At 62.5% G+C, this 26,507-nt stretch carries 22 protein-coding genes; 15 read left to right on the top strand and 7 right to left on the bottom strand.

The genetic code is table 11. From position 1 onward, the window contains the following. The first annotated feature begins 193 nt into the window (after positions 1–193). Complete coding sequence (locus AF337_RS14335) at positions 194–1,237, top strand: tartrate dehydrogenase (protein ID WP_049732561.1); 1,044 nt, start codon at positions 194–196, stop codon at positions 1,235–1,237. Positions 1,238–1,302: 65 nt separating this feature from the next. Here the strand turns inward: AF337_RS14335 and otnC are convergent, their stop codons facing one another. Both otnC and AF337_RS14325 read right to left on the bottom strand, forming a co-directional pair. Then, a complete protein-coding gene (gene otnC / locus AF337_RS14330; RefSeq protein ID WP_049732560.1) occupies positions 1,303–1,971 on the bottom strand; it encodes a 3-oxo-tetronate 4-phosphate decarboxylase in 669 nt (222 codons plus the stop codon). Positions 1,972–1,985: 14 nt separating this feature from the next. Continuing rightward, positions 1,986–2,984, bottom strand: a complete 999-nt coding sequence (locus AF337_RS14325) for a LacI family DNA-binding transcriptional regulator (protein WP_049732585.1) — start codon at positions 2,982–2,984, stop codon at positions 1,986–1,988. A gap of 239 nt (positions 2,985–3,223) precedes the next feature. Here AF337_RS14325 and AF337_RS14320 point away from each other — a divergent pair, with 239 nt between their 5' ends. The 10 genes from AF337_RS14320 to AF337_RS14275 all read left to right on the top strand — a co-directional run bounded on the left by AF337_RS14320 (position 3,224) and on the right by AF337_RS14275 (position 15,499). Next, entirely contained in the window at positions 3,224–4,540 is a 1,317-nt protein-coding gene (locus AF337_RS14320; RefSeq protein WP_049732559.1) for an MFS transporter, read from the top strand. Between the two features lie 169 nt (positions 4,541–4,709). Then, complete coding sequence (gene ltnD, locus AF337_RS14315; RefSeq protein ID WP_049732558.1) at positions 4,710–5,648, top strand: L-threonate dehydrogenase; 939 nt, start codon at positions 4,710–4,712, stop codon at positions 5,646–5,648. A gap of 2 nt (positions 5,649–5,650) precedes the next feature. Then, on the top strand, positions 5,651–6,427 hold the full coding sequence (otnI, locus tag AF337_RS14310; protein ID WP_049732557.1) for a 2-oxo-tetronate isomerase: 777 nt from the start codon (positions 5,651–5,653) through the stop codon (positions 6,425–6,427). A gap of 2 nt (positions 6,428–6,429) precedes the next feature. Continuing rightward, positions 6,430–7,710, top strand: a complete 1,281-nt coding sequence (gene otnK, locus AF337_RS14305) for a 3-oxo-tetronate kinase (protein WP_049732556.1) — start codon at positions 6,430–6,432, stop codon at positions 7,708–7,710. Between the two features lie 468 nt (positions 7,711–8,178). Then, on the top strand, positions 8,179–8,892 hold the full coding sequence (locus AF337_RS14300; RefSeq protein ID WP_049732555.1) for an HAD-IA family hydrolase: 714 nt from the start codon (positions 8,179–8,181) through the stop codon (positions 8,890–8,892). 34 nt (positions 8,893–8,926) lie between these two features. Next, positions 8,927–10,537, top strand: a complete 1,611-nt coding sequence (locus tag AF337_RS14295; RefSeq protein ID WP_049732584.1) for an ABC transporter substrate-binding protein — start codon at positions 8,927–8,929, stop codon at positions 10,535–10,537. 87 nt (positions 10,538–10,624) lie between these two features. Then, complete coding sequence (locus tag AF337_RS14290; protein WP_049732583.1) at positions 10,625–11,575, top strand: ABC transporter permease; 951 nt, start codon at positions 10,625–10,627, stop codon at positions 11,573–11,575. Continuing rightward, a complete protein-coding gene (locus AF337_RS14285) occupies positions 11,572–12,438 on the top strand; it encodes an ABC transporter permease (RefSeq protein WP_049732554.1) in 867 nt (288 codons plus the stop codon). The genes AF337_RS14290 and AF337_RS14285 overlap by 4 nt, the downstream gene beginning before the upstream one ends. Further along, positions 12,435–14,090: an ABC transporter ATP-binding protein gene (locus AF337_RS14280; protein ID WP_049732553.1), complete on the top strand. Its 1,656-nt coding sequence runs from the start codon at positions 12,435–12,437 to the stop codon at positions 14,088–14,090. The genes AF337_RS14285 and AF337_RS14280 overlap by 4 nt, the downstream gene beginning before the upstream one ends. 83 nt (positions 14,091–14,173) lie before the next feature. Then, positions 14,174–15,499 (top strand): NAD(P)/FAD-dependent oxidoreductase, encoded by a 1,326-nt coding sequence (locus AF337_RS14275; protein WP_049732552.1) that lies wholly within the window; start codon positions 14,174–14,176, stop codon positions 15,497–15,499. A 67-nt stretch (positions 15,500–15,566) separates the two neighbouring features. Here the strand turns inward: AF337_RS14275 and AF337_RS14270 are convergent, their stop codons facing one another. The 3 genes from AF337_RS14270 to AF337_RS14260 all read right to left on the bottom strand — a co-directional run bounded on the left by AF337_RS14270 (position 15,567) and on the right by AF337_RS14260 (position 22,271). Beyond that, on the bottom strand, positions 15,567–18,110 hold the full coding sequence (locus AF337_RS14270) for a methyl-accepting chemotaxis protein (protein ID WP_049732551.1): 2,544 nt from the start codon (positions 18,108–18,110) through the stop codon (positions 15,567–15,569). A 218-nt stretch (positions 18,111–18,328) separates the two neighbouring features. Continuing rightward, positions 18,329–22,036, bottom strand: coding sequence for a trifunctional transcriptional regulator/proline dehydrogenase/L-glutamate gamma-semialdehyde dehydrogenase (putA, locus tag AF337_RS14265; protein WP_049732550.1), 3,708 nt, complete (start codon positions 22,034–22,036; stop codon positions 18,329–18,331). Positions 22,037–22,064: 28 nt separating this feature from the next. Further along, positions 22,065–22,271, bottom strand: a complete 207-nt coding sequence (locus AF337_RS14260; RefSeq protein ID WP_049732549.1) for a hypothetical protein — start codon at positions 22,269–22,271, stop codon at positions 22,065–22,067. 172 nt (positions 22,272–22,443) lie between these two features. Here AF337_RS14260 and AF337_RS14255 point away from each other — a divergent pair, with 172 nt between their 5' ends. Next, positions 22,444–22,938, top strand: a complete 495-nt coding sequence (locus AF337_RS14255; RefSeq protein WP_049732548.1) for an Lrp/AsnC family transcriptional regulator — start codon at positions 22,444–22,446, stop codon at positions 22,936–22,938. 12 nt (positions 22,939–22,950) lie between these two features. Here AF337_RS14255 and AF337_RS14250 read toward each other — a convergent pair whose 3' ends face one another. Next, positions 22,951–23,331, bottom strand: coding sequence for a winged helix-turn-helix transcriptional regulator (locus AF337_RS14250; RefSeq protein WP_049732547.1), 381 nt, complete (start codon positions 23,329–23,331; stop codon positions 22,951–22,953). Between the two features lie 154 nt (positions 23,332–23,485). On the opposite strand from AF337_RS14250, the gene AF337_RS14245 reads away from it, so the two are divergent. After that, positions 23,486–23,878, top strand: a complete 393-nt coding sequence (locus tag AF337_RS14245) for a DoxX family protein (protein ID WP_049732546.1) — start codon at positions 23,486–23,488, stop codon at positions 23,876–23,878. A 35-nt stretch (positions 23,879–23,913) separates the two neighbouring features. Then, positions 23,914–24,660 (top strand): SDR family NAD(P)-dependent oxidoreductase, encoded by a 747-nt coding sequence (locus AF337_RS14240; RefSeq protein ID WP_049732545.1) that lies wholly within the window; start codon positions 23,914–23,916, stop codon positions 24,658–24,660. 71 nt (positions 24,661–24,731) lie between these two features. On the opposite strand, the gene AF337_RS14235 is transcribed toward AF337_RS14240, so the two are convergent. Then, entirely contained in the window at positions 24,732–25,628 is an 897-nt protein-coding gene (locus AF337_RS14235; RefSeq protein ID WP_049732544.1) for a LysR family transcriptional regulator, read from the bottom strand. Between the two features lie 122 nt (positions 25,629–25,750). Between AF337_RS14235 and AF337_RS14230 the strand changes: the two genes are divergently transcribed. After that, complete coding sequence (locus AF337_RS14230; RefSeq protein WP_049732543.1) at positions 25,751–26,497, top strand: SDR family oxidoreductase; 747 nt, start codon at positions 25,751–25,753, stop codon at positions 26,495–26,497. Positions 26,498–26,507: the final 10 nt, after the last annotated feature.

Genomic DNA, 26,507 nt, shown 5'->3' with positions numbered 1-26,507 from the left:
TTACGATATATTTTCAAGAGACGCTGGCGAGATCGTTCGATAGAATTCACCGGTGATGCCGGTGCAAACACAACAATCGACCAAATCCCGGCCGCTTTCGGCAAATAAAGCCTGAGCCTCCCTCTACAGTCATTGCCGCACGGCGCAACCCGCAGAGCAGGAATGTGCTGATCAGCCTGTGAGAGGACCTGCCATGAAGACCTACAAGATTGCCCTACTGCCAGGAGACGGCATCGGCCGCGATGTAACTGAGGCAGCCAAGGCCGTGCTCGAAAAAGCGGCTGCGCGAAACGGATTCTCGCTTGCGACGACAAGCTATCCCTGGTCCTGCGACTACTATCTGGAGAACGGCAGCATGATGCCCGGCAACGGCATCGAAATACTGCGCTCCTTCGATGCCATTCTGCTCGGCGCCGTCGGATGGCCTCGTAAAGTGCCCGATTCCGTGTCGCTGCACGGACTTCTGCTGCCGATCCGCAAGGCTTTCGTGCAATATGCCAATATCCGCCCGCACCGGCTGCTGCCGGGTGTGCAGGGACCGTTGCGGTCGGAGAACTTCGACATCCTCTGTATCCGTGAAAATACCGAAGGCGAATATTCCGGCGCCGGCGGCCGCGTCCACCAGGGGACCGACAGCGAGGTGGCTGTTGAGACCTCGATCTTCACTCTCAAGGGGGTCGAGCGCATCCTGCGTTTCGGTTTCGAACAAGCGCGGGCGCGACGCGGCAAGCTTGCCTCGGTGACAAAGTCCAACGCGCAAAGATACTCAATGGTTTTCTGGGATGAGATCACCCAGAGGCTTTCCCAGGACTATCCCGATGTCGAGGTGACCAGTTACCATATCGACGCCATGGCCGCCCGCATGGTCATGGCGCCGGAGAGCCTCGATGTGGTCGTCGCGTCCAACCTGTTCGGCGACATCCTGACAGACCTTGGCGCCGCCATCCAGGGCGGGCTCGGCTTTGCAGCCTCCGCCAATATCAACCCGGATCGCTCGGCACCGTCGATGTTCGAGCCGGTGCACGGCTCGGCGCCGGATATCGCCAATCTTGGTATCGCCAACCCGATCGCCGCCATCTGGTCGGGCGCAATGATGCTGCAGCATCTGGGAGAAGCGGCTGCAGCCGGAAAGGTGATGGCCGCAATCGAGGCGACGACGGCACGCGGCATCGGTGCAAGTCCCGGCAGGGACAAGACGGAGGCGATCACGGCATCGGTGCTATCGGCGCTCGACTAGAGCAAATACCGACGCGGGTAAGCGGGTTTGGCCGCCCGACCTAAATCTGAACCTGTTTTGGCCGTTCAATGATCGTCGTGATCGTGATGCGATGGAAGGTCGAGGCCGAACGTATTGACCAGATCGGCCACCTGTCCCGGGCTGAGGTAACGGGGATTGAGGTTGCGTAACAGTAGATACAGCTTTGCCGTTTCCTCCAGCTCTTCGGTGGCAAAGACCGCCGCCTCAAGGCTGTCGCCGGCAACGACAGGTCCGTGGTTGGCCAGAAGCACCGACGAATACTTGCCCGCCAGTCCGCGGATGGCGTCGGCCACATCAGGATCGCCGGGACGGTAATAGGGCACCAGAGCGGTTTCGCCGGCGCGCATCAGATAATAGGGCGTCATCGGCGGCAGGGCGGCGCGCGGATCGATCTCCGGCAGCATGGTCAGCGCCACCGCATGGGTGGAATGAAGATGAACGATGGCGCGGGCGCTGCCGCGCGTATCGTAGAGGGCCGCGTGCAGCGGAATTTCCTTGGTCGGCTTGTCGCCGGAGAGCAGCCGGCCTTCGGCATCGAGCCTGGAGATCCGGGCCGGATCGAGAAAACCGAGCGACGCGTTGGTCGGCGTAACCAGCCAACCGCCGTCTTCCAGCCGCAACGATATGTTGCCCGACGAACCGGGCGTCAGCCCGCGCTCGAACAACGAGCGGCCGTATCGGCAGATTTCTTCACGCTGGCGCGCGTCGGACATGACATTTCCTCCAATTACGCGGTTGCCCCGTCGATCAGTTCAAAACCGAGATCGACGGCCTGGGGCGGGGCGTCGGCCACGACCAGTTGCGCGGCGATCTGTCCGGTCGCCACACGCGGCGTTCGTATGGTCGACAAGGGCTGCGGCATTGCCCGGCCGATATCGAGGCCGTTATAGCCGAAAATGGCAAGCCTCGAGGGGATAGCGATCCCCTCGGCCAGACAGTGAAAATAGCCGCCCAGCGCCATATCGTCGTTGGAAAAATAGACGGCATCGAGATCCCTCGTCCGGGCAAGCAGCCGCTCCAGCCCCAGCCGGCCGTTTTCCACGGATGAAGCGCCGGCGAGAATTTCGCGCGCGACGAGAGGGGCGCCACCGGCCGCCAGCGTTTCGCAAAAGCTGGAAAACCGCTTGCCGGCGCGGGTATCACGGTTGAGATCGTGACCGACATAGCCGATCCGGCGATAGCCTCGCTTGAGCAGGAAGGCAGCGCTCTCCCGCCCGGCCGCGCGGTTCGAGAAGCCGACCGCGATATCGAGCGCATCGCCGTCGAGATCGAGCAGTTCCAAGACCCGGCATCCGCTGGCGCGCAGCATCTTCACCGTCCCCTCGGTATGCTCGTATCCCGCCAACATGACCGCCGCCGGCCGCCAGGCGAGCATCGCAGCAGCGAGCGCTTCCTCCTTGCCCGGATCATAGTCGGTGACGGAGAACACCGCCTGATACCGGTTTTCCTCCAGGACGGCGCTGGCGCCGCGCAGCACATCGGGGAAGACGATGTTGGAGAGCGAGGGAATGACGAAGGCAACGAGACGCGAACCGGTGGAGGCCAGCGTCCCGGCGATCCGGTTCGGCACATAGCCCAACCGCTCGACGGCAGCCATCACCCGCTCCCGCGTCTTGCCGGAAAACGAGCCGTGATTGCGCAGCACGCGCGATACCGTGCTCTCACCGACACCGGCCGCTTCCGCGACCTCGGCAAGCGTTACCGTCACCTGCTGTTTGAAATCCATCGTATGTTTGAACCCAAGCTCTTTGGGGATGGCTGCCGGCATCTCCGCCGGCAACCGCCGCGCTGCCACCATTTTTCACTGCTCCCGCCAAGAAGCAAGGATTTTTTGGCAGCGCTACCAATTTGATGTTGGCAGCGCTGCCAAAATAGATTAATGAAAATGGCAGCGCTGCCAAAAATGGCTTGGCGTGCTGCGGGAGGACCGACAGGAGACCGCGGCAACAATTGGAGGAGAAAATCATGACTCTGCAGACGCAAGCGCCGCCCGTTGGCGCCCATCCCGCCCAGACGGCGGAAGACCGCGCCTATGCCAAGGTGTTCTGGCGCATCGTGCCATTTTTGATGTTGTGCTACGTGGTCGCCTATCTCGATCGCGTCAATGTCGGCTTCGCCAAGCTGCAGATGTCGAGCGAGCTCGGCCTCTCCGAAGCTGCCTATGGCATCGGCGCAGGCATTTTCTTTATCGGTTATTTTCTGTTCGAGGTGCCGAGCAATGTCATCATGAACAGGGTTGGCGCGCGGATGTGGATCGCCCGCATCATGGTCACCTGGGGCATCATTTCCGCCGCCTTCATGTTCACCTCGTCGGAAACCGTCTTCTATGTGCTGCGTTTCCTGCTGGGTGTTGCCGAAGCCGGATTTTTTCCCGGCATCATTCTCTACCTCACAGCGTGGTATCCGGCCGGTCGCCGCGCCAGGATCATCACCACCTTCATGTCCGCGATCCCGATATCGGCGATTTTCGGCAATCCGCTTTCGGGCCTCCTGATGGACAGTTTCCACGGCACGCACGGACTTTCCGGCTGGCAATGGATGTTCCTGATCGAAGCCATTCCGGCCATTCTTTTCGGCATCGCGACCTTCTTCTATCTTGATGATACGATCGAAGACGCGAAATGGCTGAACGATGAGGAAAAGCGCGTGCTCGCGGCCAATATCGAAGCGGAGAACCGGGCCAAGGCCTCAAGCCCGCACAGCATTGCCGCAACGCTGAGCGACCGCCGCGTCTGGCTGATGTGCCTGATCTATTTCTGCTTCGTGCTCGGGCAATACGGCCTGAATTTCTGGATGCCTTCGATCGTGAAAGCCTCAGGCGTCAGCGGAAACCTCAATATCGGCCTGATTTCCGCGATCCCCTATATCTGCACCTTCATCGCCATGCTGGCGCTCGGACGCTCTGCCGACCGGATGCGTGAACGCCGCTGGCACCTCGTCGTCCCGGCCGTCATCGCCGCCGGCGGTTTTGTCGCGGCAACGTTGGCGACCAGCACGACGGTCTCGATTGCCTGCCTCTCGCTGGCGGCCGCAGGCGCCATCAGTTGCGCGCCGCTCTTCTGGTCGCTTCCGACAGCTTTTCTTGCCGGCACCGGCGCTGCGGCCGGCATCGCCTGGATCAACTCGGTCGGCAATCTTGCCGGGTTCCTCGGGCCGTTTCTGGTAGGCTATCTGAAGGACTTCACCGGCACCAACAGCGCCGGCATGTATCTGCTGGCAGCTGCCTTGATCATTGGTTCGCTGGCCGTGTTGACGGTTCCTGCGAAAACCGTCAATCGCTGAACTCGCCCATAACCCCGAAAATCGGCATCGATTTTCGGAAAGGATTATGCGCAAATTCAAAATGTTAGAGCGTCGTTAGCGTGTCTTATGGACGTGCGGCGCTCTAAAGCCCCTCCAGGACTGCTCCGCAGGAGCACAGACTTTTCTCACAAGACCGGAGAACCTCCTCATGTCACCGCTTGCTGAAAATACCGGACCTGCCGTCGTCGCGGCCGTCATCGGCCTTGGTTCCATGGGGCTCGGAATGGCCCGTTCGATGAAGCACGCCGGGCTCGATGTCGTTGGATATGACATCACGCCGGCAGCGGTGGAGCGCTTCATCGCCGATGGCGGACGAGGTGCAACGACCCCGGCCGGCGCGGCAAAGGACGCCGACATCGTCGTCTCCGTCGTCGTCAACGGCGCCCAGACCGAGGCCGTGTTGTTCGGGCCTGACGGCGTCGCGCACAGGATGAAACCCGGGGCGGTCTTCATCTCGTCGGCAACCATGGACCCCGCCGTCGCCCGCGATCTGGCACAAAGGGTGGAGGCTCTCGGCCTGCATTATCTCGACGCCCCGATTTCGGGCGGCGCAGCCAAGGCCGCGCGTGGCGAACTGACGATCATGGCATCCGGCTCCAGACAGGCTTTCGACGCCGCGCGTCCGGGTCTGAACGCCATGGCCGGCAAGGTCTACGAACTCGGCGATGCCGCCGGGGCAGGCGCGGCCTTCAAGATGATCAACCAGCTTCTCGCCGGCGTGCACATCGCGGCCGCCTGCGAAGCCATCACCTTTGCCGCCAAGCAGGGCCTCGATCTCGACAAGGTCTATGAGGTGATCACGGCCTCGGCCGGCAATTCGTGGATGTTCGAAAACCGCGTGCCGCATGTACTGGCCGGAGACTATACGCCGCTCAGCAGCATCGAGATCTTCGTCAAGGATCTCGGCATCGTCCAGGACATGGCCCGCTCCCAGCGTTATCCCGTGCCGCTCGCGGCAGCGGCGCTGCAAATGTATCTGGCTGCCGCCGGCGCCGGCATGGGCCGTGATGACGATTCCTCGCTCGCGCGGCTCTATGCCCAGCTTTCCGGCGCGGAATTGCCCGGCTCCAACAAAGAGGAACGCTAGCCATGCCGGTTTTCGCCGCCAACCTGACGATGATGTTCAACGAATGGACATTCCTCGACCGCTTCGACGCCGCAGCCGACGCCGGCTTTGCCGCCGTCGAATATCTCTTTCCTTACGAAGCAGCGCCGGAGGCAATCGCCGAACGGCTTGGCCGCAACAATCTGCAGCAGGCCTTGTTCAACCTGCCGCCGGGCGACTGGGCGGCAGGCGAGCGTGGCGTCGCGGCCCTTCCCGGACGGTTCGATGCGCTGAAAGCGGATGTCGAGCGGGCGCTCGACTATGCGGCGGCGACCGGCGTCAGGCGGTTGCATCTGATGGCAGGCATCGCCGACCCGCGTGACGAAAACGCCGCTTCTTCTTACCGGCGCTCCGTCACTTATGCTGCCGAACGGCTTGCGGACAAAGGCATCGATCTCGTGCTCGAGCCGATCAACGGCCGAAACATGCCGGGATATTTCCTCAACGACTTCAGCGCCGCCGAAAAGCTGATTGCCGAATGCGGCCTGCCCAACCTGAAACTCCAGTTCGACATCTATCATTGTCAGATCATCCATGGCGACGTCACGATGGCGTTGCGGCGCCTGCTGCCGATCACCGGCCATATCCAGATCGCCAGCGTGCCGTCCCGCAACGAGCCGGACGGGGAGGAGCTGAACTATCCCTATCTGTTCGGCGAAATCGACCGCCTGGGTTACGACGGTTTCATCGGCTGCGAATACGTCCCGCGCGGCCACACACTGGACGGCCTCGGCTGGTTCAGACCTTTTGCACGGAGCTAGACATGGCCATTTTGCTCGGATCAATCGCTGACGACTATACGGGCGCGTCCGACCTTGCCAACACGTTGACGAAGAACGGTCTGCGCACGGTGCAGACGGTCGGCATCCCCGATCCGTCGCTGGCGCTGCCGGATGTCGACGCCGTCGTCGTTTCCCTGAAAATCCGCTCCATCCCCCCGGCGGACGCCGTGACGGCTGCAACCAGCGCCGAGCAATGGCTGCGCCGGCGAGGCGCGAGTCACGTCCTCTACAAGATCTGCTCGACCTTCGATTCCACCGATGCCGGCAATATCGGACCGGTCACCGAGGCATTGAGCCACGCTGCGGGCGGCGGCATCGTGCTGGTGACACCAGCTTTCCCGGAAACGGGTCGCACCGTCTATCTCGGCCATCTCTTCGTCGGCAGACAGCCCTTGAACGAAAGCCCGCTCAAGGACCACCCCCTCAATCCGATGCACGACGCCAATCTCGTGCGGGTTCTCGCCCGGCAATCGCATGGCGCTGTCGGGCTGATCGATCTCACGGCCATCGCGGCCGGACCCGGCGCCGTCAAAGCGAGGCTCGAGGCGCTGCGCGCGGCAGGCGTCACCGCTGCCATCGCCGATGCGATTTTCGAGCGGGATCTGGAAACGCTCGGCGAGATCGCATTGGAAACACCGGTATCCACCGGCGCATCCGGGCTCGGTCTCGGCCTTGCCCGCGCGTTGGTCCGCTCCGATCGGATATCGTCCGGCGGCGCGGTGCCGGCGGATGTCATTCGCCCGGTCGGCGGGCTTTCCGCGATCGTTGCCGGCAGTTGTTCCAAGGCAACGCTACGCCAGCTCGACGTCGCCGAACGGTCGATGCCCGTCCTGCGGCTCGATCCGGAAAAGCTGCTTGCCGGTCCGGACGAGATCGCCGCGGCGATTTCCTGGGCCGGAGACCGCATCGCTGCCGGCCCCGTCGCGGTCGCCGCAAGTGCTGCCCCCGAAACCGTGACCCGGCTGCAATCCCTTTATGGGCGGGAGGCCTCCGGCCACGCGGTCGAGACTGCAACGTCGATCATCGCAGCCGAACTGGTGGCAAGAGGCGTGCGGCGCCTCGTGGTCGCAGGCGGCGAAACCTCAGGGGCCGCCGTCGACCGGCTGGCCATTCCGGCATTTCTGATCGGACCGGAGATCGCGGCCGGCGTGCCGGTGTTGCGCACGGTCGGCAATGCCCAGGGCGACATGCTTCTGGCGTTGAAATCAGGCAACTTCGGAGGCGAGAATTTCTTCGCGGCAGCGCTGGCCATGATGCACTGACGTGTCTCCGGTTTTCAGCGGTGCCGGCGGAAACGGAACCCGCCGCCATCGCCGATCTCCACACCATCACGGCGCTTGAACGCGCGGCCTTTGACCTCGTCATCCCCAACATTCGGCCATGGCGTCTCTGCCATGCGCTGCCGCGTGCCGCGCCGAAACGATAGACCTGACGGCCGAACGTCCCGGAGCCCACCGGAACAAAACGCGAACGAAGCAGACAGGCGCGTGGGCGAGGCAGGCCTCAGAATATCGCGAAACGGTCAGATTCGGTATTTTGTGCCGCCATATGTCGCCTTTCAGGAGAATCCGGCGCGGTGCAGGTGACAAACTACAGTCACTGAAGGGCTCGGATCCCGGCAAATGCGAGGCCTTCCATAGAAGAGCGGGACAATGATCTCGCCTGCGGGAACAGAATATTCTTCTTCGAGAAACCGTGCTCCCATTGGGGCCGAACACTGGGGAATTCACGTGAGCAAGAGCCTTCCGGAATTCAAATACATGACATTCGATGTCGTCGGCACGCTCATCGACTTCGAGAGCGGCCTCAAGACCTGCTTCGCCGAGATCGCCGCCGAGGCGGGAATTACCGTCGACGGCGAGCAGGCGCTTAGCCTCTACCGCGCAGCCCGCTACGCCGAGGATGCAGGCCTCTTTCCCGACGACCTCGTGCGGGTCTACCTCGCGATCGCGCCGAAGCTCGGTCTGCCCGCCGAACAAAAATATGGCGAACGGCTGCGGGAGTCGGCCAAGAGCTGGAAGGGGTTCGCCGACAGCGCCGCAGCGCTGGCCAGACTTGCGAAGGATTACCGCCTCGTTGCGATGACCAATGCCCGCCGCTGGGCCTTCGATTTGTTCGAGAAGGAACTCGGCAATCCCTTTTATGCCGCCTTCACGGCCGACGATACCGGCACCGAAAAACCCGATCCTGCCTTCTTCGAGAAGGTCTTCGCCTACGTTGCCGCGGAAGGCCATTCGAAGGACGACATTCTGCATGTCGCCCAGAGCCAGTACCACGACATCGGGATTTCCAGGGAACTCGGGCTGGCCAATTGCTGGATCGAGCGCCGACATGCCCAGAAGGGTTACGGCGGCACGATCGAGCCGGTCGAGTTCACCAAACCCGATTTCCATTTCACGTCCATGGCAGGCCTTACGGATGCCGTGGCTGCTGCACGCGCCTGACTTTAAAACCGCCACAGAAGAAAAGGGGAATGAGATGAACAGCAAGATTACCAATTGGACCAGCTCCGACGATGCCATGATCGAAACCGCCATCCGTCGTGGTGCGACCCGCCGCGAGCTGCTGCATATGCTGCTCGCAGGCGGCGTGGCCATGTCGGCCGGCGGGCTCGTGCTCGGCCGCGCCGGCAAGGCGCTTGCGGCGACGCCGGTTTCCGGCGGCTCGCTCAAGGCAGCCGGCTGGTCGTCCTCCACGGCCGATACGCTCGACCCCGCCAAGGCGTCGCTCTCCACCGACTATGTCCGGTGCTGCTCCTTCTATAACCGCCTCACCATCCTCGATCAGAGCGGCAAGCCGCAGATGGAGCTTGCCGAAGCGATCGAATCCAAGGATGCCAAGACCTGGACGGTGAAGCTAAAGAGCGGCGTCACATTTCACGATGGCAAGCCGCTGACATCAGACGACGTGGTCTTCTCTCTGAAGCGCCACCTCGATCCTTCCGTCGGCTCGAAGGTCGCCAAGATCGCCGCCCAAATGACTGAGATCAAGGCGATCGACAAACAGACCGCCGAGATCACGCTCGCCAACGCAAATGCCGACTTGCCGACCATCCTGGCGATCCATCACTTCATGATCGTTGCCGACGGAACGACCGACTTTTCGAAGGCGAATGGCACCGGCGCTTTCGTCAAGGAGGTCTTCGAACCCGGCGTGCGCTCGGTCGGGATCAAGAACAAGAACTACTGGAAATCAGGCCCGAACGTCGATTCCTTCGAATATTTCGCGATCAGCGACGACAATGCCCGCGTCAACGCCCTGCTTGCCGGCGATATCCACCTCGCAGCCTCGATCAATCCGCGCTCGATGCGCCTCATCGAGGCTCAGGGAGAAGGGTTCACCTTGTCGAAGACGACCTCCGGCAACTATACCAACCTCAATATGCGGATGGACATGGAGCCCGGTAACAAGCGGGATTTCATCGAAGGCATGAAGTCCCTCGTCAACCGCGAACAGATCGTCAAGTCGGCGCTGCGCGGTCTCGGCGAGGTCGGCAACGACCAGCCCATTTCTCCGGCCAACTTCTATCATGACGCGGACCTGAAAGCGCGGGCCTTCGATCCCGAAAAGGCGAAGTTCCACTTCGAAAAAGCAGGCGTTCTCGGCCAGTCCATTCCGATCATCGCTTCGGATGCGGCGAACTCGTCGATCGACATGGCCATGATCATCCAGGCCGCCGGCGCTGAGATCGGTATGAAGCTCGATGTCCAGCGGGTGCCTGCCGACGGTTACTGGGACAACTACTGGCTGAAGGCGCCGATCCACTTCGGCAATATCAACCCGCGGCCGACGCCGGATATCCTGTTTTCCCTGCTCTACAGCTCGGATGCTCCGTGGAACGAAAGCCAATACAAGTCGGAGAAGTTCGACAAGATGCTGATCGAGGCGCGCGGTTCGCTCGACCAGGACAAACGCAAGGCGATCTACAACGAGATGCAGGTTATGGTCGCTCAGGAAGCCGGCACCATTATTCCGGCCTATCTATCGAACGTCGATGCCACCACGGCCAAGCTCAAGGGTTTGCTACCGAGCACGCTTGGCGGCCAGATGGGATACGCGTTTGCAGAATATGTCTGGCTCGAAGCCTGATAAGCATTGGGGCCGGGGCTGCAGTCGCGCCCCGGCTCCGCCATTTGATTGGTCAAACTCAACTCGAACGCCAAAAGGGAGCCGCGCGTGAACAACCAGGTCTTATCCCTTGTGCTGGGCAGATTGCTCATCGCCCTGATCACCCTGGTGATCGTCTCCCTCGCCGTGTTCTTCGCAACAACGCTGTTGCCGGGAGACACGGCGGCGATCCTGCTTGGCCAGGCGGCCACGCCGGAAGCCGTCGCAGGTCTTCGCCAGGCCATGCATCTCGACGAGCCGGCGCTCTTTCGTTTCCTGCGCTGGTCCGTCGGACTGCTGCAGGGCGACCTTGGCACCTCCTATGCCAACCAGATGCCGATCGCCGATCTTATTGCCGGCCGCTTCGTCAATACGCTGAAACTCGCCGGCGTCACCGCGCTCTTCTCCGTGCCGATTGCGCTGACGCTCGGGATCACAGCGGCGATGCTGCGCGGCACGCTTTACGACCGGGTCGTCACCGTGATCACCATCGGCGTCATCTCCGTGCCGGAGTTCATGGTCGCGACCTCCGCCGCGCTGATCTTCGCCGTCTATCTGAAATGGCTGCCGGCGCTGTCTTTCGCCAATGAAATCCACAGTCTGGCCGACATGCTGCGCGTCTATGCCATGCCGGTGATCACCCTCACCTTCGTCGTCTCGGCGCAGATGATCCGCATGACGCGCGCGGCCGTCATCGAGACGCTCAACACACCCTATGTCGAAATGGCGCTGCTCAAGGGGGCCTCCCGGCCGCGCATCGTCTTTCGCCATGCGCTGCCCAATGCGCTCGGCCCGATCGTCAATGCCGTTGCACTTTCCCTGTCCTATCTGCTCGGAGGCGTCATCATCGTCGAGACCATTTTCAATTATCCCGGCATCGCCAAGCTGATGCTGGATGCCGTGGCCACCCGCGACCTGCCGCTGATCCAGAGCTGCGCGATGATCTTCTGCCTGGGCTATCTGCTGCTGATCACCATCGCCGATATCATCGCCATCCTTTCCAATCCGAGGCTCCGATGACCATGAGCAATTCCGAAACCACCACCGGCTGGCTGTCCGGAACCTCGTTTGGCTATCGCTTCAACATCGTCGGAGCAATCGGGCTTGCCGTCATCCTCTCCTGGGCGCTCGTCGCGATCTTCGCGCCGTTGATCATCCCCTACCCTGTCGGCGAGATTGTCGATCTCGACTATTTCGGCCCGATGAGCCGGCAACTCTGGCTCGGCTCCGACTATCTCGGCCGCGATATGCTCTCGCGGATTTTGATGGGCGCGCGCTACACGGTCGGCATCTCGCTGGCGGCGGTGACGATCGCCTGCTTTAGCGGCGTCGTGCTCGGCATGATCGCCGCGGTCGCCGGCGGCTGGCCGGACACCATCCTCAGCCGCTTCCTCGACGCCCTCAATTCCATCCCGAGCAAGCTGTTCGGCCTGGTCGTGGTCGCCGCCGTCGGCTCTTCGGTGCCGGTTCTGGTCCTGACGCTGTCGGTGATCTACATCCCCGGCGCCTATCGCTTCGCCCGGGCGCTCGCCGTCAACATCAATGCGATGGATTTCATCACCGTCGCGCGCATCCGCGGCGAAAGCACCCTCTATCTCATTCGCTCGGAAATCCTGCCCAATATCGTCGGGCCGGTGCTTGCCGACCTCGGGATCCGCTTCGTCTTCATCGTTCTGCTCCTTTCCGGGCTTTCCTTCCTGGGCCTCGGCGTCCAGCCGCCCTATGCCGATTGGGGCGCGCTCGTGCGCGAGAATATCGGCGGGCTGCCGTTCGGTGCGCCGGCGGTGATGTTTCCCTCACTTGCGATCGCCAGCCTGACGATCAGCGTCAACCTGCTGATAGACAACCTGCCGCAGAAGATTCGCGACCGGAGCGTGTCATGAGCAATTTCATTGAAATCCGCGACCTGAAGATCGAGGCCACCACCGATTCCGGCCGACGCGTCGAGATCATCAAGGGTGTCAGCCTCGACGTTGCCGAGGGCGAGATCGTCGCGCTGATCGGCGAGAGCGGTTCAGGCAAGACAACCATCGCCCTGACACTCATGGGCCATACCCGCGCGGGCTGCCGCATCACCGGCGGCAGCGTTTCGGTCGGCGGCAAGGACATGGTCACGCTCAGCGAGAAGCAGCGCGCCAAGGTGCGCGGCACCAAGGTCGCCTATGTCCCGCAGTCAGCCGCCGCCGCCTTCAATCCGGCCACAACGATCATGGATCAGGTGATCGAAGTCACCCGGATTCATCGGCTGATGTCGCCGGACGATGCGCGCGCCCGGGCAGTCGAACTCTTCCGGGCGCTGTCGCTGCCGGAACCCGAGACGATCGGCAGCCGATATCCGCACCAGGTTTCCGGCGGCCAGCTGCAGCGTCTGGCGGCAGCCATGGCGCTGATCGGCGACCCGACCCTCGTCATCTTCGACGAGCCGACGACGGCACTTGATGTGACGACCCAGATCGAAGTGCTGCGCGCTTTCAAGTCGGTCATGAAGAAGGGCGGCATAGCGGGCGTCTATGTCTCGCACGACCTTGCCGTCGTCGCGCAGATCGCCGACCGCATCGTCGTGTTGAAAGGCGGGGAGGCCCAGGAAACCGGCACCACCAACGAGATTCTCAACAACGCGAAGCATCCGTATACCAGAGAGCTGCTCGCAGCCTTTGAGCCGAAATCGCGCGGCGCAGCCGGATTGGCCGCCAATGTGACGGCGCCGCTTCTGAAGATCGAGGATCTCGTCGCCGGCTATGGACAGCGCCAGGCCGACGGCCTCCCCCTCGTTCGAGCGGTCGAGCATGTCAGCCTGAAGGTGGAGAAGGGGCGAAATCTCGGCATCATCGGAGAATCCGGTTGCGGCAAGTCGACGCTTGCCCGCACCATCGCCGGCATCCTGCCGGCCGCAATCGGCAAGATCGTCTTCGACGGCACCGAACTGCGCCGCAGCGCCCGCGAGCGCTCGCGCGACCAGTTGCGCGAGATGCAGATCGTCTTCCAATATGCCGATACCGCTCTCAACCCGGCAAAATCGGTGGAGGACATCCTCGCCAGGCCCCTGGTTTTCTACCACCGCATGGATCGGCAAGCGCGAAACGCCAGGATCGATCAGTTGCTCGACATGGTGCGACTGCCTCGCAGCCTGCGCCATCGCCGGCCGGGAGAACTCTCGGGCGGGCAGAAGCAGCGCGTCAACTTCGCCCGCGCACTCGCCGCCGATCCGAAGCTGATCCTTTGCGACGAGATTACCTCGGCGCTCGACACGGTGGTTGCCGCCGCGGTGATCGACCTGCTCAAGGAATTGCAGCGCGAACTCGGCCTTTCCTACATTTTCATCAGCCACGATCTCTCGGTCGTGGAGGCGATCTGCGACGAGATCGTCGTGATGTATGGAGGCCGGAAGGTCGAGGAAATCACGCCCTCGACGGTGAAGACGCCGACGCATCCCTATTCGCAGCTGCTCTTCTCCTCGGTGCCGACGCTTGATCCGACCTGGCTCGACGGTCTCCAGCGGGATCCTGAACTGGTGCGGGCCTATTGTCGGCAATGAGCGTCGGCGAGCGATCGTTTTGTCCGGCAATAGCGAATCTGAAAGATCGCGACGCGCTTTAAAGTATGAACGGAGACCCTGCCATGCCTGCACCGCTTGATCGCGTCGACACCACGCCGGATCTGCCCGCTGCCGCCGATGCGGTGGTGATCGGCGGCGGCATCGTCGGCGTTTTCGCGGCCTATTATCTTGCCCGGCGCGGATTGAAGGTTGCCCTCGTCGAGAAAGGCCTTGTCGGCGCGGAACAATCGAGCCGCAACTGGGGCTGGTGCCGGCAGCAGAACCGCGACGCCCGTGAACTGCCGATGTCGACGATGAGCCTCGATCTGTGGGAGCGCTTTGCCGCCGAGACCGGGGAGGATACCGGTTTTCGCCGCTGCGGCCTTTTCTATCTCAGCAATAGCGACGAGGAACTGGCGGGCTGGGCACGCTGGCGGGATTTCGCGCGTTCGGTCGGCGTCACGACGCACATGCTGAGCGGCGCAGAGGCAAGCGAACGAGGGCGCGCCACCGGCGCCTCGTGGAAAGGCGGCGTGTTTTCGCCGACCGACGGCACCGCCGATCCGGCCCGCGCCGCACCGGCCGTCGCGCGGGCGATCCTGAAGCTCGGCGGCACTGTGCATCAATCCTGTGCGGCCCGCGGCATCGACATCGAAGGCGGCAGGATCGCCGGCGTCGTCACCGAGCATGGCACGATCCGGACAAAAATCGCGATCCTGGCCGGCGGTGCCTGGGCTTCCTCCTTCTGCCGCCAGCTCGGCATTCGATTTCCGCAGGCATCGATCCGTTCGTCGATCCTTTCCGTTTCGCCGGGTGCGAGCGGCCTGCCGGATGCGCTGCACACATCCGCGGTCTCCGTCACGCGTCGCAGCGATGGCGGCTACACGCTGGCGATCAGCGGCCGCGGTCGCGTCGATCCCACCGCACAACAGTTCCGCTTCGCACCACAGTTCCTGCCGATGTTCGCTCGGCGGTGGCGCAGTCTCGCACCCGGGGGCTTGGAGGGATTTCGCTCCGGCCACGAGTCTCTTGCACGCTGGCGGCTCGACAGGCCGACGCCGATGGAGCGCATGCGCATCCTCGACCCGGCGATCAACCAGGCCACCATCCGCCTGACGCATGCGCGGGCGCTCGAGCTTCTACCCGCCTTGAAGAAAACCGCCATCAGCGCGACCTGGGCGGGTTATATCGACAGCACGCCCGACGGCGTACCGGGGATCGGCGAGATCGCCACGCTTCCGGGTTTGATCCTCGCTGCGGGCTTCAGCGGCCATGGCTTCGGCATCGGCCCGGGCGCCGGCCATCTGATTGCCGATATCGCCACAGGCGATGAGCCGATCGTCGATCCCCGCCCCTATCACCCGGACCGCTTCGGGAAATCCGCCTGGGGCAAAGTGGCCGACTTTTAGATGTCGCTCGGTCGAAGGAGCCTGCCGTAAAGTGCCCTGTCGCCTCAAAAACCGGGGCAGCACCTGTTCAGGAGGCCACAGACATCCGGGGGCTGCTGGCGGAAGAGGCCCTGCGGCCATCGGCGGCAACGGTCTGAAAGTGGGAAATTCTTTCGTTCAACAGTTCCACCTGCTGGCGAAGCCGGTGAATTTCCGCGGTGTTTTCTTCAACCATGGCGGCGTTGTGCTGGGTGATGTGCTCGACGTCGCGAACGGCGTTGTTCACCTCGTCGATGCCCTTGTACTGGGTGGTCGTGGAGGCCGAGATGACCTGCACCAGGCCGTTGATCGAGGTGAAGTGCTCCATGATGGCAGATAGCGCCTTGCCGGTTTCCTCGACGAGCGTGACGCCCGCACCGACCTGCGATGCGCTGTTGGAGATGAGGTCCTTGATCTCGCGGGCAGCCTTGGCGCAGCGCTGGGCAAGCTCGCGCACTTCCTGCGCGACGACGGCAAAACCTCTGCCGGCCTCTCCTGCGCGCGCCGCTTCCACACCCGCATTGAGCGCAAGAAGATTGGTCTGGAAGGCGATCTCGTCGATCACGCCGATGATGCTGGTGACTTTCTCGGATGACCGGTTGATGGCGCCCATGGCGTCGACGGCTTTGGCGACGACAGCTGCGGAATGCTCCGCCTGGCGGTGGGCTTCCGCGACCGAGAGCGACGTCTGACGGGCGTTTTCGGCGGTCGTCCGCACGCTGTCTGTGAGTTCACCGAGCACCCGCGAGCTCTCCTCAAGGGCGGCTGCCTGCTGTTCCGTGCGCCGCGCCAGATCGTCGGCCGCTCCCGAAAGATTGGTGCTGCCCTCGGCGATCTCATAGGTCGTATTGCGAACCTCGGCGAGCGTCAGCCGCAGCGCATCGATGGCGTGATTGTAGGTTTGCGCCATCGCGACATAGTCTGCGGCCAGATCCTCGCTCATCTCGGCGGCGAGGTTGCCATTGGCAAGCTTGCCGAGCATGTCGGAGAGCGCATTCAGAGCCTCGCTCTGTTCCGCCTCGATGCGCGCCTGCTCGGCGGCACGGCGGGCCTGCTCCCGCTCGTCGCGCGCCCTGTTCGTTTCGGCGACCTCTTCCAGCCGGGTCTTCTCAAGCGCCTGGTCGCGGAAGACGGTTACGGAGCGGATCATGTCGCCGATCTCGTCGCCGCGCTTGCCGTCGCCGATCGGGACATTCAGATCGCCGTCGGCAAGCCGCATCATCGTCTGGGTGATCCGCTTCAGCGGCCCGCGCAGGGTTTCGATCAGCATGAGGCCGCCGATGATCGCAAGCACCGTGCCGGCGATCATCGCCGCGAGCGACATTGTCGCCGAGCGCTGGCTGATTTCCCTGCCGCTCTCCTGCGCCGTGCTGACGAACTGTTCGAGCGTATGGCTTGCGTCGGCCACAAGCGCGGTCGCCGCCTCCTTGTCCGCGCGCCACCGGTCGGCGATCGATATCAGAAGCGACGTGTCCTTCTCGATCGTCGCAAGCGACGGCTCGATCTTCTTGGCAAGATCCTGCAGCGCGGCATTCTTACCGCTCAGGGGGACGAGCTTTGCAGCGCTCTCGCGCAATGCCTTGAGATCGGCGAGAACCGCATCCCGCGACGCGGCATCCAGCCGCCTGTTCAGTTCGCTCAGGTGTAGGCGCAGATCGTCGATCGATTTGAAAGCGGCATTGACGATCGCCGCCATCGAACGAAGCGTTGATATGCTCGCATCCATGCCGGTAAAGCGCTCGATCGCCGTGTCCGCATTGCCGGAGGCGAGTTTTGCAAATTGCTCCTGAAGGCCCTGCAGATCCTGATCGACGGGAGCGTAAGCTTCGAGCGTCAGGCTGCTGTCCTTGGCCATGGGGGCAAGCTTGTCCAGGACCGGCTTCAGCGCAGCGATCTGGCTTTGGGCCTTGTCGGAGGCAAGCGCCCCGCTGTCGCCGACCTCTTTGACGAGCGGCGGCAGAAGGCTGCCGATGGCCTGGGCGAGCTTCTGAGGGTCGGCTGCCGCTGCGGTCGCCTTGCGCAGTTTCGCAATGCGTCCCGCGAGATTCTTATAGGCCGAGGCATCGAGAAGCAGCGCCCGGACGAAGGCCTCCTTGCCATTCGCCTGATCCTGGAGAACGTCGAGCTGTTTGCGCGCCGTCTGGCTTTCCTTAAACAGCCCGGCCACCGCGTCGTCGATCGCCTGTTCGGTATTGACGCGCTCCTGCGACACGGCCCAAAGCGCGTCAGCGCCGCCCTGCATCTTAGCCCCGAGTTCGCGCACCGTGGCGATCTGCTGCTTTTGCGCAGGATCGATCAACATGGCATCGAGCGTCGCCGCGCCCTTCTCCTGATCGGAGATGCTGGCAATCAGGCGATCGCGCGTGGCCGCACTCGGAAGATCGGTAAAGGTGGTCAGCGAGGATCGCAGCTGCTGGAAACTGGAAAGCGTATCGATCGTCTGCCGGGTCAGGGTCATCTGGCCGTTCAGCGTACCGGCGGTGAAATAGCCGAAAAGACCGATGCCGGCGATCAGCACGATCAGCGGCACTACGAAGAAGAGCACCTTCGTCACGATCCGCATACGCTGCAACAGTCGGTCAATCAACGCCATAAGGAAGCCCCGCCCCAGGAAATTTCTGCTTCTCCGGCGCAACCGCTCACATCGACATACAGCCACGGCGGTCATGTCGGAGTGACCACAATTGGCAGTCGTCGCGCCAGGTTGCGACGATAGCCAGAACTCTTAAAAAAATGGTCAATGGTGTCGAGTTTTTCGGGACAAGCAAAACAGCGATCGAGGGCGCATTTGTGCGCCCTCGTCTCGTTTTCTCAGCCGATCGCCATCAGGCTGGCATTGCCGCCGGCTGCCGCGGTGTTGATCGACGTGGACACCTCCTCCAGCAGCCAGTTCAGGCAATAGGCCTCGGGATCGCCGGCCAATTCCTCGCTCGTGGCAGCCTGGACCAGCAGAAGCGGACCGGGCAGAGCAGCAATCTTCCGGTTGACGATCAGAACCCTGTCGCGATCCCCTTCGACCAGTGCGCCCGAGAATGGCCCGTCCTTTTCCCAAACCGACGTCCAGGAAACCCGGCTGGCGACAGCCGCCGGCAGATCGGCCAGGGCCGATTTCGGCAGGGAGCCGGCGTCGACGACCACGTGGTTGCCGGTCGACAGGGCCGCGGCGATCTGGCGATACAGCCCGCTTTCGGTCTGCGGCACGGCCAGAATGCGGCCGCGGGGATGGAGCGCGTAGAGATTTTGCTCTCCGACCGGGCCGACCAGTTCGCGTTCGAGCCCGAGCGCTGAACGGCTCGCATAGCCACGCGCCGCTTCCCCTTCGGCCGGCAAGCCCTTCTTGTCGAGCCAGACGATGTAGTCGCGAAGGGCGAGGTCGGTGTGGACAGAATCCTGCTGCGGCGGCACCGGAGCACGCTGTACCAGCCGGCCGATATAGAGCGGACCGCCGGCCTTCGGACCGGTGCCCGACAGGCCGCGGCCGCCGAAAGGCTGCACGCCGACGACGGCGCCGATGATGTTGCGGTTGACGTAGAGGTTGCCAGCCTTGATGCGACTGGTCACATGCGCGATCGTTTCGTCAAGCCGGGTGTGAAGCCCGAATGTCAGGCCATAGCCCGATGCGTTGATGTCGTCGATCAGGCGGTCGAGCCCGTTTCGCTTGAAGCGGACAACATGCAGGACCGGCCCGAAGATCTCCCGCGTCAAGTCCGACAGAGCCTTGATCTCGATGATTGTCGGCGGAACGAAGGTGCCCGCCGCGGCACTTTCGGGCAGCGGCAGTTGATCGACCTTGCGGCCGGCGCCGCGCATCTGCTCGATATGCTGGTCGATCTCGGCCTTCGCGCCATCGTTGATGACAGGACCGACATCGATGCTCAGCCGATCGGTGCGGCCAATCGTCAGCTCGCGGAAGGCGCCCTTCAGCATGGCGAGGGTCCGGTCGGCCACATCGTCCTGCAGGCAGAGGACGCGGAGCGCCGAGCAGCGCTGGCCGGCGCTGTCGAAGGCCGAGGCGATGACATCGGCCACCACCTGCTCGGCGAGAGCCGAGGAATCGACGATCATGCCGTTCTGTCCGCCGGTTTCGGCAATCAGCGGGATCGGCTTCCCGGTCGAAGACAGGCGTTCGGCCAGTTGCGCCTGGATCATCCGGGCGACTTCGGTCGATCCGGTGAACATGACGCCGGCTGTTTCCCGGGCACCTACCATGCCGGCGCCGAGGCGGCCGCTGCCGGGCACGAACTGCAAGGCGCCGACAGGCACGCCCGCCTCATGGAGGATCTTGACGCTTTCCGAAGCGATGATCGGCGTGACGCCGGCGGGCTTGGCGAGCACGGGATTGCCGGCCACCAGTGCGGCCGCCACCTGCCCGGTGAAGATCGCCAGCGGGAAATTCCATGGGCTGATGCAGACGATCGGGCCGAGGGGCGCATGCGACGGTCCGAGGGTCTTGCGCGCCTGCTCGGCGTAGTAACGCAGGAAGTCGATCGCCTCGCGCACTTCGCCGACGGCATTGGCGGCGGATTTGCCGGCCTCGCGCATGATGATGCCCATCAGCGTCTTGATGCGGTCCTGCATGATGTCGGCCGCCCGCTCCAGGCAAGCCGCACGCTCGGCCGGCGGCACCGCCGCCCATTGCGGCGCATGCTCGGCCGCCATCGCAACGATCCGGGTTGCCTCTTCGACCTTCAGCTCGGTGACCGTGCCGACGACGTCGCGGTGATCGGCGGGATTGAGGACGTTACGCATCACCCCATCCGTCGAGCCATCGGCAAGGATCGGACCTGCGTGCCATGGGCTGGCAGCCGAGGAGGCAAGCGTCTCACCCAGATTGGAAAGCGTCGCCTCGTTCGAGAGATCGAGACCGTCGGAATTGGCGCGGGCACTGCCGTAAAGCGCCTTCGGCAAGGCGATCTGCGCGTGGGGAGCGCCGACGACCGGCATGGCGGCGACGGTCTCGGCAGGATCGGCGATCAGCGCCTCGACGGAGACGTGCGGATCGGAGATGCGGTGCACGAAGGAGGAATTGGCGCCGTTTTCCAGCAAACGCCGCACCAGATAGGCGAGCAGCGTCTCATGTGTTCCCACAGGCGCATAGATGCGGCAGGGCCGGTCGAGCTTTTCCTTGCCGACGACTTCGTCATAGAGTGGTTCGCCCATGCCATGCAGGCACTGGAACTCGTATTTGCCGACGGCGAAATCGGGACCGGCGAGATGATATATCGTCGCCAGCGTCTGGGCATTGTGGCTGGCAAACTGCGGGAAGACGGCGTCGGGTGCGTTCAGCAGCTTGCGCGCGCAGGCGATGTAGGCGACGTCGGTGTAGATCTTGCGGGTATAGACCGGATAGTCGTCGAGACCGTCGAGCTGGGCGCGCTTGATCTCGGCATCCCAATAGGCGCCCTTGACCAGACGCACCATGATCCGGCGACCGGAACGGCGGGCGAGATCGATGATATGGTCGAGCACGAAGGGGCAGCGCTTGCCATAGGCCTGGACGACGAATCCCAGCCCGTTCCAGCCGGCAAGATCAGGGGCAAAGCAGAGCTCCTCGAGCAGATCGAGCGAAAGCTCCAGCCGGTCGGCCTCCTCGGCGTCGATATTGAGGCCGATGTCGTAGCTCTTGGCGAGAACGGCCAGCGCCTTGACCTTCGGCAGCAGCTCGCCCATCACCCGGCCGGCCTGCGCCCTGACATAACGGGGGTGCAGGGCCGAAAGCTTGATCGAAATACCAGGACCGTCATAAATGCCGCGCCCGTCCGAGGCTTTGCCGATGGCATGGATCGCCTTTTCGTAATCCTTGAAATAACGCTCAGCGTCTGCGGCCGTCGTCGCGGCCTCGCCCAGCATGTCGTAGGAATAGCGGAAGCCGCGCGCTTCGAGCGGCCGGGCGCGCTTCAGCGCCTCCTCGATCGTTTCGCCGGTGACGAACTGCTCGCCCATCATGCGCATCGCCATATCGACGCCGCGACGGATGACCGGCTCGCCGGCCCGCGCGATCAGCCGCGTCAGCGCCGCCGACAGGCTGCGGTCGTTGACCGTCGAGGTTAGCTTGCCGGTGACGACGAGGCCCCAGGTGGCGGCGTTGACGAACATGGATTTGCCGCCGCCGATATGCGAGGTCCAGTTGCCCTCGGCGATCTTGTCGCGGATCAGCGCGTCGCGGGTGTCGGTATCGGGAATGCGCAGCAGCGCTTCGGCAAGACACATGAGCGCCACGCCTTCTTGGCTGGAAAGCGAATATTCCTGCACCAGCCCTTCGACGCCGGTGCCCTTATGCTTGGCGCGCAAGGCCTCGATCAGCGTACGGGCGGTGCTGCGAATGTCATAGCGCTTCGCCTCGGAGACGCGCGCAGCCGCAACGAGCGGCGGCAGGCATTCGGTTTCCGGGCGGCGATAGGCTGATGTGATCGCCTGGCGAAGTTCCGATTGCGGCCGGATCGGCGGGGCAAAGCCGGTGAACGGCGCGCCATTGGCGGGATCATTGGAGGATGCGGGGTCGATCGCTGCGTTCAACATGGGAGTCCCTGATCAGTGAATGTTTCGTCTAACGGATAAATGGAACAGCGGGCTCGTCGTCCCAGGTGGCATCGTCCGTAAAAATCGGGCCGGAATATTCCGTCTCGCGAAGCGGGCGCGCATTGGGCTTGTCGCGCTTGAGGGTGAATGGGGCTGCGACCGCTCTTATCGCCACCGGCCGGTAGTGAGCGAGCAGATCCGGTTTTTGATCGCCATCCGCTTTTCTTTCATGCATCTATGATCCCCCTTTTTGCGCGTCGCGGCTACCGATTTCGGCAATGCGCCCAGCGGCCGCGCCCTTCCTCCGATTGCCGAGCATAATCTATCACAGCCGAAAATCGCGATCTCACTTGATTTCAACAGTTTTCAAGCTGTATGAACTTATAAACCGAGCACAGAGAGTTCAAATGGCCACAGAAACCGACATCTTTAGTGAATTGGACCAGTTCGACAGAAAGATCCTCGCCGCGCTCGCCGAGGACGGCAGACTGTCGATCACCGATCTCGCGGCGCGCGTCGGGCTTTCGAAGACGCCGTGCCAGATCCGCTTCAAGCGGCTGATCAGTGACGGCTACATCGAAGGCTTCAAAGCCGTCCTCAACCCGTCGAAAATGCAGCTCGACCACATCGCCTTCGTCGAGGTGAAGCTTTCCGATACCCGCGAGGATGCGCTGAAAAGCTTCAACGACGCCATCAAGAAGATCCGGGAAGTCGAAGAGTGCCACATGATCGCCGGCAGGTTCGATTATCTCCTGAAGATCCGCACCCGCGACATCGGCCGCTACCGCCGCGTGCTGGGCGAGCGTATCTCGACGCTGCCCCATGTTGCCAGCACCTCGACGAATGTCGCTATGGAAACAGTCAAGGAAGCCTGGGACAAGTTCGGGTCGAGCCTTTCGTGAATGTGAAGCAGTTCAGCGATCTCTCGCTTTCCGGCCGCGTGCGCTCGGCTTCACCGGCACGCTCTTGCCGTACTCGTTCCACCATGCCGTCAAAGCTTCCATCGTGGGGCCGAGGCCCCGCGCTTTTTGCGTGATCTCATATTCGACGCGCGGAGGAACCTCCGCAAAGATCGTGCGGGACACCAAACCGTCCGCTTCGAGTTCACGAAGTTGCGCCGTCAGCATGTGTTGGGTGATGCCGGGAATAGCCTTTCTCAATTCGCCGAACCGATAGATCCGCTGATTGAGCAGCCACATGATTTCCAGCTTCCATTTGCCGGAAAGCAGCGCGAAGGCTCGCCGCATCTCTTCATGCATATTCACTTCTTCTTCAGCCATGGTCTGCTTTTCCATACTAACAGCAAGTAAATCATCCTACTTGCAAATATAAATGTTAGACGACATTTCTCTGCGTGCACAAGAAGGCGCAGGAAAAGCGCCTCTCAAAACAAACCGACAGACTCGACGAGAGGAATGTTGCTGCGTGGGCAGCGACAGGGATGAACTCATGCCTGAATATTACGTCTACTGGATCAGCACGGGACTTCTGTCCGCGCTCTACCTTGCCTCAGCCACCATCTATGTCACCAAGCGAGACTGGGTTCGCCAGGTTCTGGCGGAACTCGGATACAAGGCTTCCTATCTCATTCCACTCATGATCGTCATCAAGGTTCTTGGCCCGGTCGCGATCCTTTCACGCATCAGCATGCCGCTCAGTGATCTCGCCTATGCCGGCATCTTCTTCCACCTGCTGCTGTCGGGCCTCGCACATATCGGTGTTCGAAAACCCGCCGGCGCCCTGCCCGCGGCGATCGGCCTGGCGCTGCTCGTCACCTCGTTCCTGACGCAGAACGACGCCCGCCTCGTTCCTTCCCCCTACGTTCAGACCGCAGCGCGCTGACGTCCGATAACTTTAACCCAACCAAGGAGATAGAAATGGGCCGACTCAATGGAAAAGTTGCCATCGTCACGGGCGCAAGCCGCGGCATCGGCCGCGCCACTGCAAAGCTCTTTGCCGCCGAAGGCGCGAAGGTCGCAATTCTCTCGCGCACATCAGAAGGCGTCGAACGTGTCGTCGCTGATATCGTCGAAGCGGGCGGCACAGCACTCGGCGTCGTCTGCGATGTCGGAGAGACCGACCGGATCACGGCCGCGGTGGACCAGGTGGTAGCCGCATATGGCCGCATCGACATTCTCGTGAACAATGCTTTCGACGGTTCCGCGGTCTCGTCTTCGGTCATCGACCTCTCGGTCGAGCTGTTGCAACGAAACTTCGATACCGGGCCGATCGCCTATTTGCGGTTCATGCAGGCTTGCTATCCTCACCTGAGAGAAAGCGGAGAAGGCCGGATCATCAACTTCGGCTCGATGGCCGCCACCAGCGGGCTTGCTGGTTATGGCCCGTACAATATGGCCAAGGAGGCGGTGCGCGCTCTGACCCGCACGGCGGCACGCGAATGGGGCGCCGACAAGATCACCGTGAACAACATCCTGCCGATCGCCGACACCTGGGGTGCTGCCGAAAAGGAGGTTCCTCCGCCAGCGAATGCACTCGCTCGTTTCGGCTCGCCGGAAGAGGACATTGCGCCAGTGGTGCTGTTCCTTGCCAGCAAGGATTCGCAGTTCATCACAGGCTACAGCCTCACCCCCGATGGCGGCGCTATCATCGACAGCGCTCGGTAATCGCCGGTGAGCTAGGGGCGCAACAGGTTGCGCCCCTTTGTCCAATCGAGCGGTCCGGCGTGCTTTTGGGACTACCTACGACGGTAGCGAAAGGCTTCAACGAAGGCAGAAAACGCGGGAGATGGATGGCGCCGGCTGGGATAGTAGAGATGATAGCCTTGAAACGTCGGCATCCAGTCTGCGAGCACTTCGCGCAATTCGCCGCTGTCCAGATATCGCCGGACCAGATCCTTCGGCACATAGGCCAATCCAACGCCATCGAGAGCGGCATCGATCGCCGGCTCCATGTTGCTCAACACAAGCTGACCCTCGACCCGGACGCTGAATTCGCTGCCGTCCTTCTCAAATTCCCAGGCGTAAAGCGCGCCTGACGTCGGAAGCCGCAAATTGACGCAATTGTGGTCTGTCAGGTCCTGCGGTGTCGTAGGCATCACCCGCCCAGCAAAATAATCAGGCGATCCGACCACGGCATAGGAGACGTCGGGACCGAGACGAACGGCCACCATGTCGCGCGCGATTGCTTCGCCGAGCCGCACGCCGGCATCGAACTGGCGCTCGACAATGTTTGTGAAGCCGTTGTCGACGATGATTTCCACGGTGATATCAGGGTAGTCACGCAGAAATGCCGGCAGTCTGGAACGAAAAACCAGCTCGGCGGCGTCGTCGGGACACACCAGCCGAACCAGACCTGAAGGCCTGTCACGCAATGCGCCGAGAGCGCTGATACCGGCGGCGATGCTCTCGAAATGCGGCTGGATGCTTTCGACCAGGCGCGTGCCCGCTGCCGTTGGCGCAACATCCCGTGTCGTGCGCGAAAGAAGACGGATGCCGAGCCGCTCTTCGAGCGCGCTGACCGTGTGGCTCAGAGCCGAGCGGGTGACCCCCAGCTTTGAGGCAGCGCGCGTGAAGCTTCGCTCCTTTGCCACTTCCAGAAACGCCCGTATTTCGGTGAATTCGTCCCGACGCATTGTTGAATATCCCTCACCACGACATCCAGATTATAGCGCCTACTCACGCGAAACCAGCCGGATTATCTATCCCGAGCAGACAGATGAACAGGTTGCGGCCGTTGGCCAATCGGGAGATCACCATGCGACACGGTATCGAAAACAAAATCGTCGTCATCACCGGCGCAAGCAGCGGACTTGGCGAAGCCACAGCGCGTCACCTCGCCGAGCGCGGCGCTTCGGTTGTCTTGGGGGCGCGCCGAACGAGCCGGATCGAAAGTCTGGCTGAAGAACTGAGGTCCAAGGGCCTGAAGGCGAAAGCGGTCCAGACCGACGTCACGGATCCACATCAGGTCAAGACGCTCGTCGACACCGCCGTCGAAGAATTCGGTCGGATCGACGTGATGCTGAACAATGCCGGGCTGATGCCGCTTGCGCCGCTCGAACGGCTGAAGCTCGACGAGTGGGATCGCATGATCGACGTAAACATCAAGGGTGTGCTCTACGGTGTTGCGGCAGCACTGCCCCATATGAGGGCGCAGAAATCGGGGCACATCATCAACGTATCCTCCGTCTACGGCCATGTGGTCGATCCAGGCGCCACCGTTTACTGCGCCACAAAATTCGCCGTGCGCGCGCTTTCGGAGGGGCTGCGGAAGGAAATGAAGCCATACAACATTCGCACCACGATCATCTCACCCGGCGCGGTGAGAACCGAGCTGCTCGAGCATATCAGCGAGAAGGACATTCAGGCCGGCACGCAGGAGTTCGTCAGCAAGATCGCCATCGGCGCTGACACCTTCGCCAGAACGGTCGCCTTCGCGGTGAATGAGCCTGATGACGTCGATATCAATGAGATCCTGTTCCGGCCCACGGCACAGCCGGTCTGATTCAACGCGC

This window comes from Rhizobium ecuadorense (assembly GCF_001187535.1).
GTDB lineage: Bacteria > Pseudomonadota > Alphaproteobacteria > Rhizobiales > Rhizobiaceae > Rhizobium > Rhizobium ecuadorense.
Note: the sequence above shows the minus strand (reverse complement) of the source record. Positions and strands in the feature narration are given on the sequence as shown.

What these genes read in the sequence shown, in the direction of transcription:
- AF337_RS14335 (WP_049732561.1), top strand. Translation starts at nt 194, where the DNA reads ATGAAGACCTACAAGATTGCCCTACTGCCAGGAGACGGCATCGGCCGC.
- otnC (WP_049732560.1), bottom strand. Translation starts at nt 1,971, where the DNA reads ATGTCCGACGCGCGCCAGCGTGAAGAAATCTGCCGATACGGCCGCTCG.
- AF337_RS14325 (WP_049732585.1), bottom strand. Translation starts at nt 2,984, where the DNA reads ATGGATTTCAAACAGCAGGTGACGGTAACGCTTGCCGAGGTCGCGGAA.
- AF337_RS14320 (WP_049732559.1), top strand. Translation starts at nt 3,224, where the DNA reads ATGACTCTGCAGACGCAAGCGCCGCCCGTTGGCGCCCATCCCGCCCAG.
- ltnD (WP_049732558.1), top strand. Translation starts at nt 4,710, where the DNA reads ATGTCACCGCTTGCTGAAAATACCGGACCTGCCGTCGTCGCGGCCGTC.
- otnI (WP_049732557.1), top strand. Translation starts at nt 5,651, where the DNA reads ATGCCGGTTTTCGCCGCCAACCTGACGATGATGTTCAACGAATGGACA.
- otnK (WP_049732556.1), top strand. Translation starts at nt 6,430, where the DNA reads ATGGCCATTTTGCTCGGATCAATCGCTGACGACTATACGGGCGCGTCC.
- AF337_RS14295 (WP_049732584.1), top strand. Translation starts at nt 8,927, where the DNA reads ATGAACAGCAAGATTACCAATTGGACCAGCTCCGACGATGCCATGATC.
- AF337_RS14285 (WP_049732554.1), top strand. Translation starts at nt 11,572, where the DNA reads ATGACCATGAGCAATTCCGAAACCACCACCGGCTGGCTGTCCGGAACC.
- AF337_RS14280 (WP_049732553.1), top strand. Translation starts at nt 12,435, where the DNA reads ATGAGCAATTTCATTGAAATCCGCGACCTGAAGATCGAGGCCACCACC.
- AF337_RS14275 (WP_049732552.1), top strand. Translation starts at nt 14,174, where the DNA reads ATGCCTGCACCGCTTGATCGCGTCGACACCACGCCGGATCTGCCCGCT.
- AF337_RS14270 (WP_049732551.1), bottom strand. Translation starts at nt 18,110, where the DNA reads ATGGCGTTGATTGACCGACTGTTGCAGCGTATGCGGATCGTGACGAAG.
- putA (WP_049732550.1), bottom strand. Translation starts at nt 22,036, where the DNA reads ATGTTGAACGCAGCGATCGACCCCGCATCCTCCAATGATCCCGCCAAT.
- AF337_RS14260 (WP_049732549.1), bottom strand. Translation starts at nt 22,271, where the DNA reads ATGCATGAAAGAAAAGCGGATGGCGATCAAAAACCGGATCTGCTCGCT.
- AF337_RS14255 (WP_049732548.1), top strand. Translation starts at nt 22,444, where the DNA reads ATGGCCACAGAAACCGACATCTTTAGTGAATTGGACCAGTTCGACAGA.
- AF337_RS14250 (WP_049732547.1), bottom strand. Translation starts at nt 23,331, where the DNA reads ATGGAAAAGCAGACCATGGCTGAAGAAGAAGTGAATATGCATGAAGAG.
- AF337_RS14245 (WP_049732546.1), top strand. Translation starts at nt 23,486, where the DNA reads ATGCCTGAATATTACGTCTACTGGATCAGCACGGGACTTCTGTCCGCG.
- AF337_RS14240 (WP_049732545.1), top strand. Translation starts at nt 23,914, where the DNA reads ATGGGCCGACTCAATGGAAAAGTTGCCATCGTCACGGGCGCAAGCCGC.
- AF337_RS14235 (WP_049732544.1), bottom strand. Translation starts at nt 25,628, where the DNA reads ATGCGTCGGGACGAATTCACCGAAATACGGGCGTTTCTGGAAGTGGCA.
- AF337_RS14230 (WP_049732543.1), top strand. Translation starts at nt 25,751, where the DNA reads ATGCGACACGGTATCGAAAACAAAATCGTCGTCATCACCGGCGCAAGC.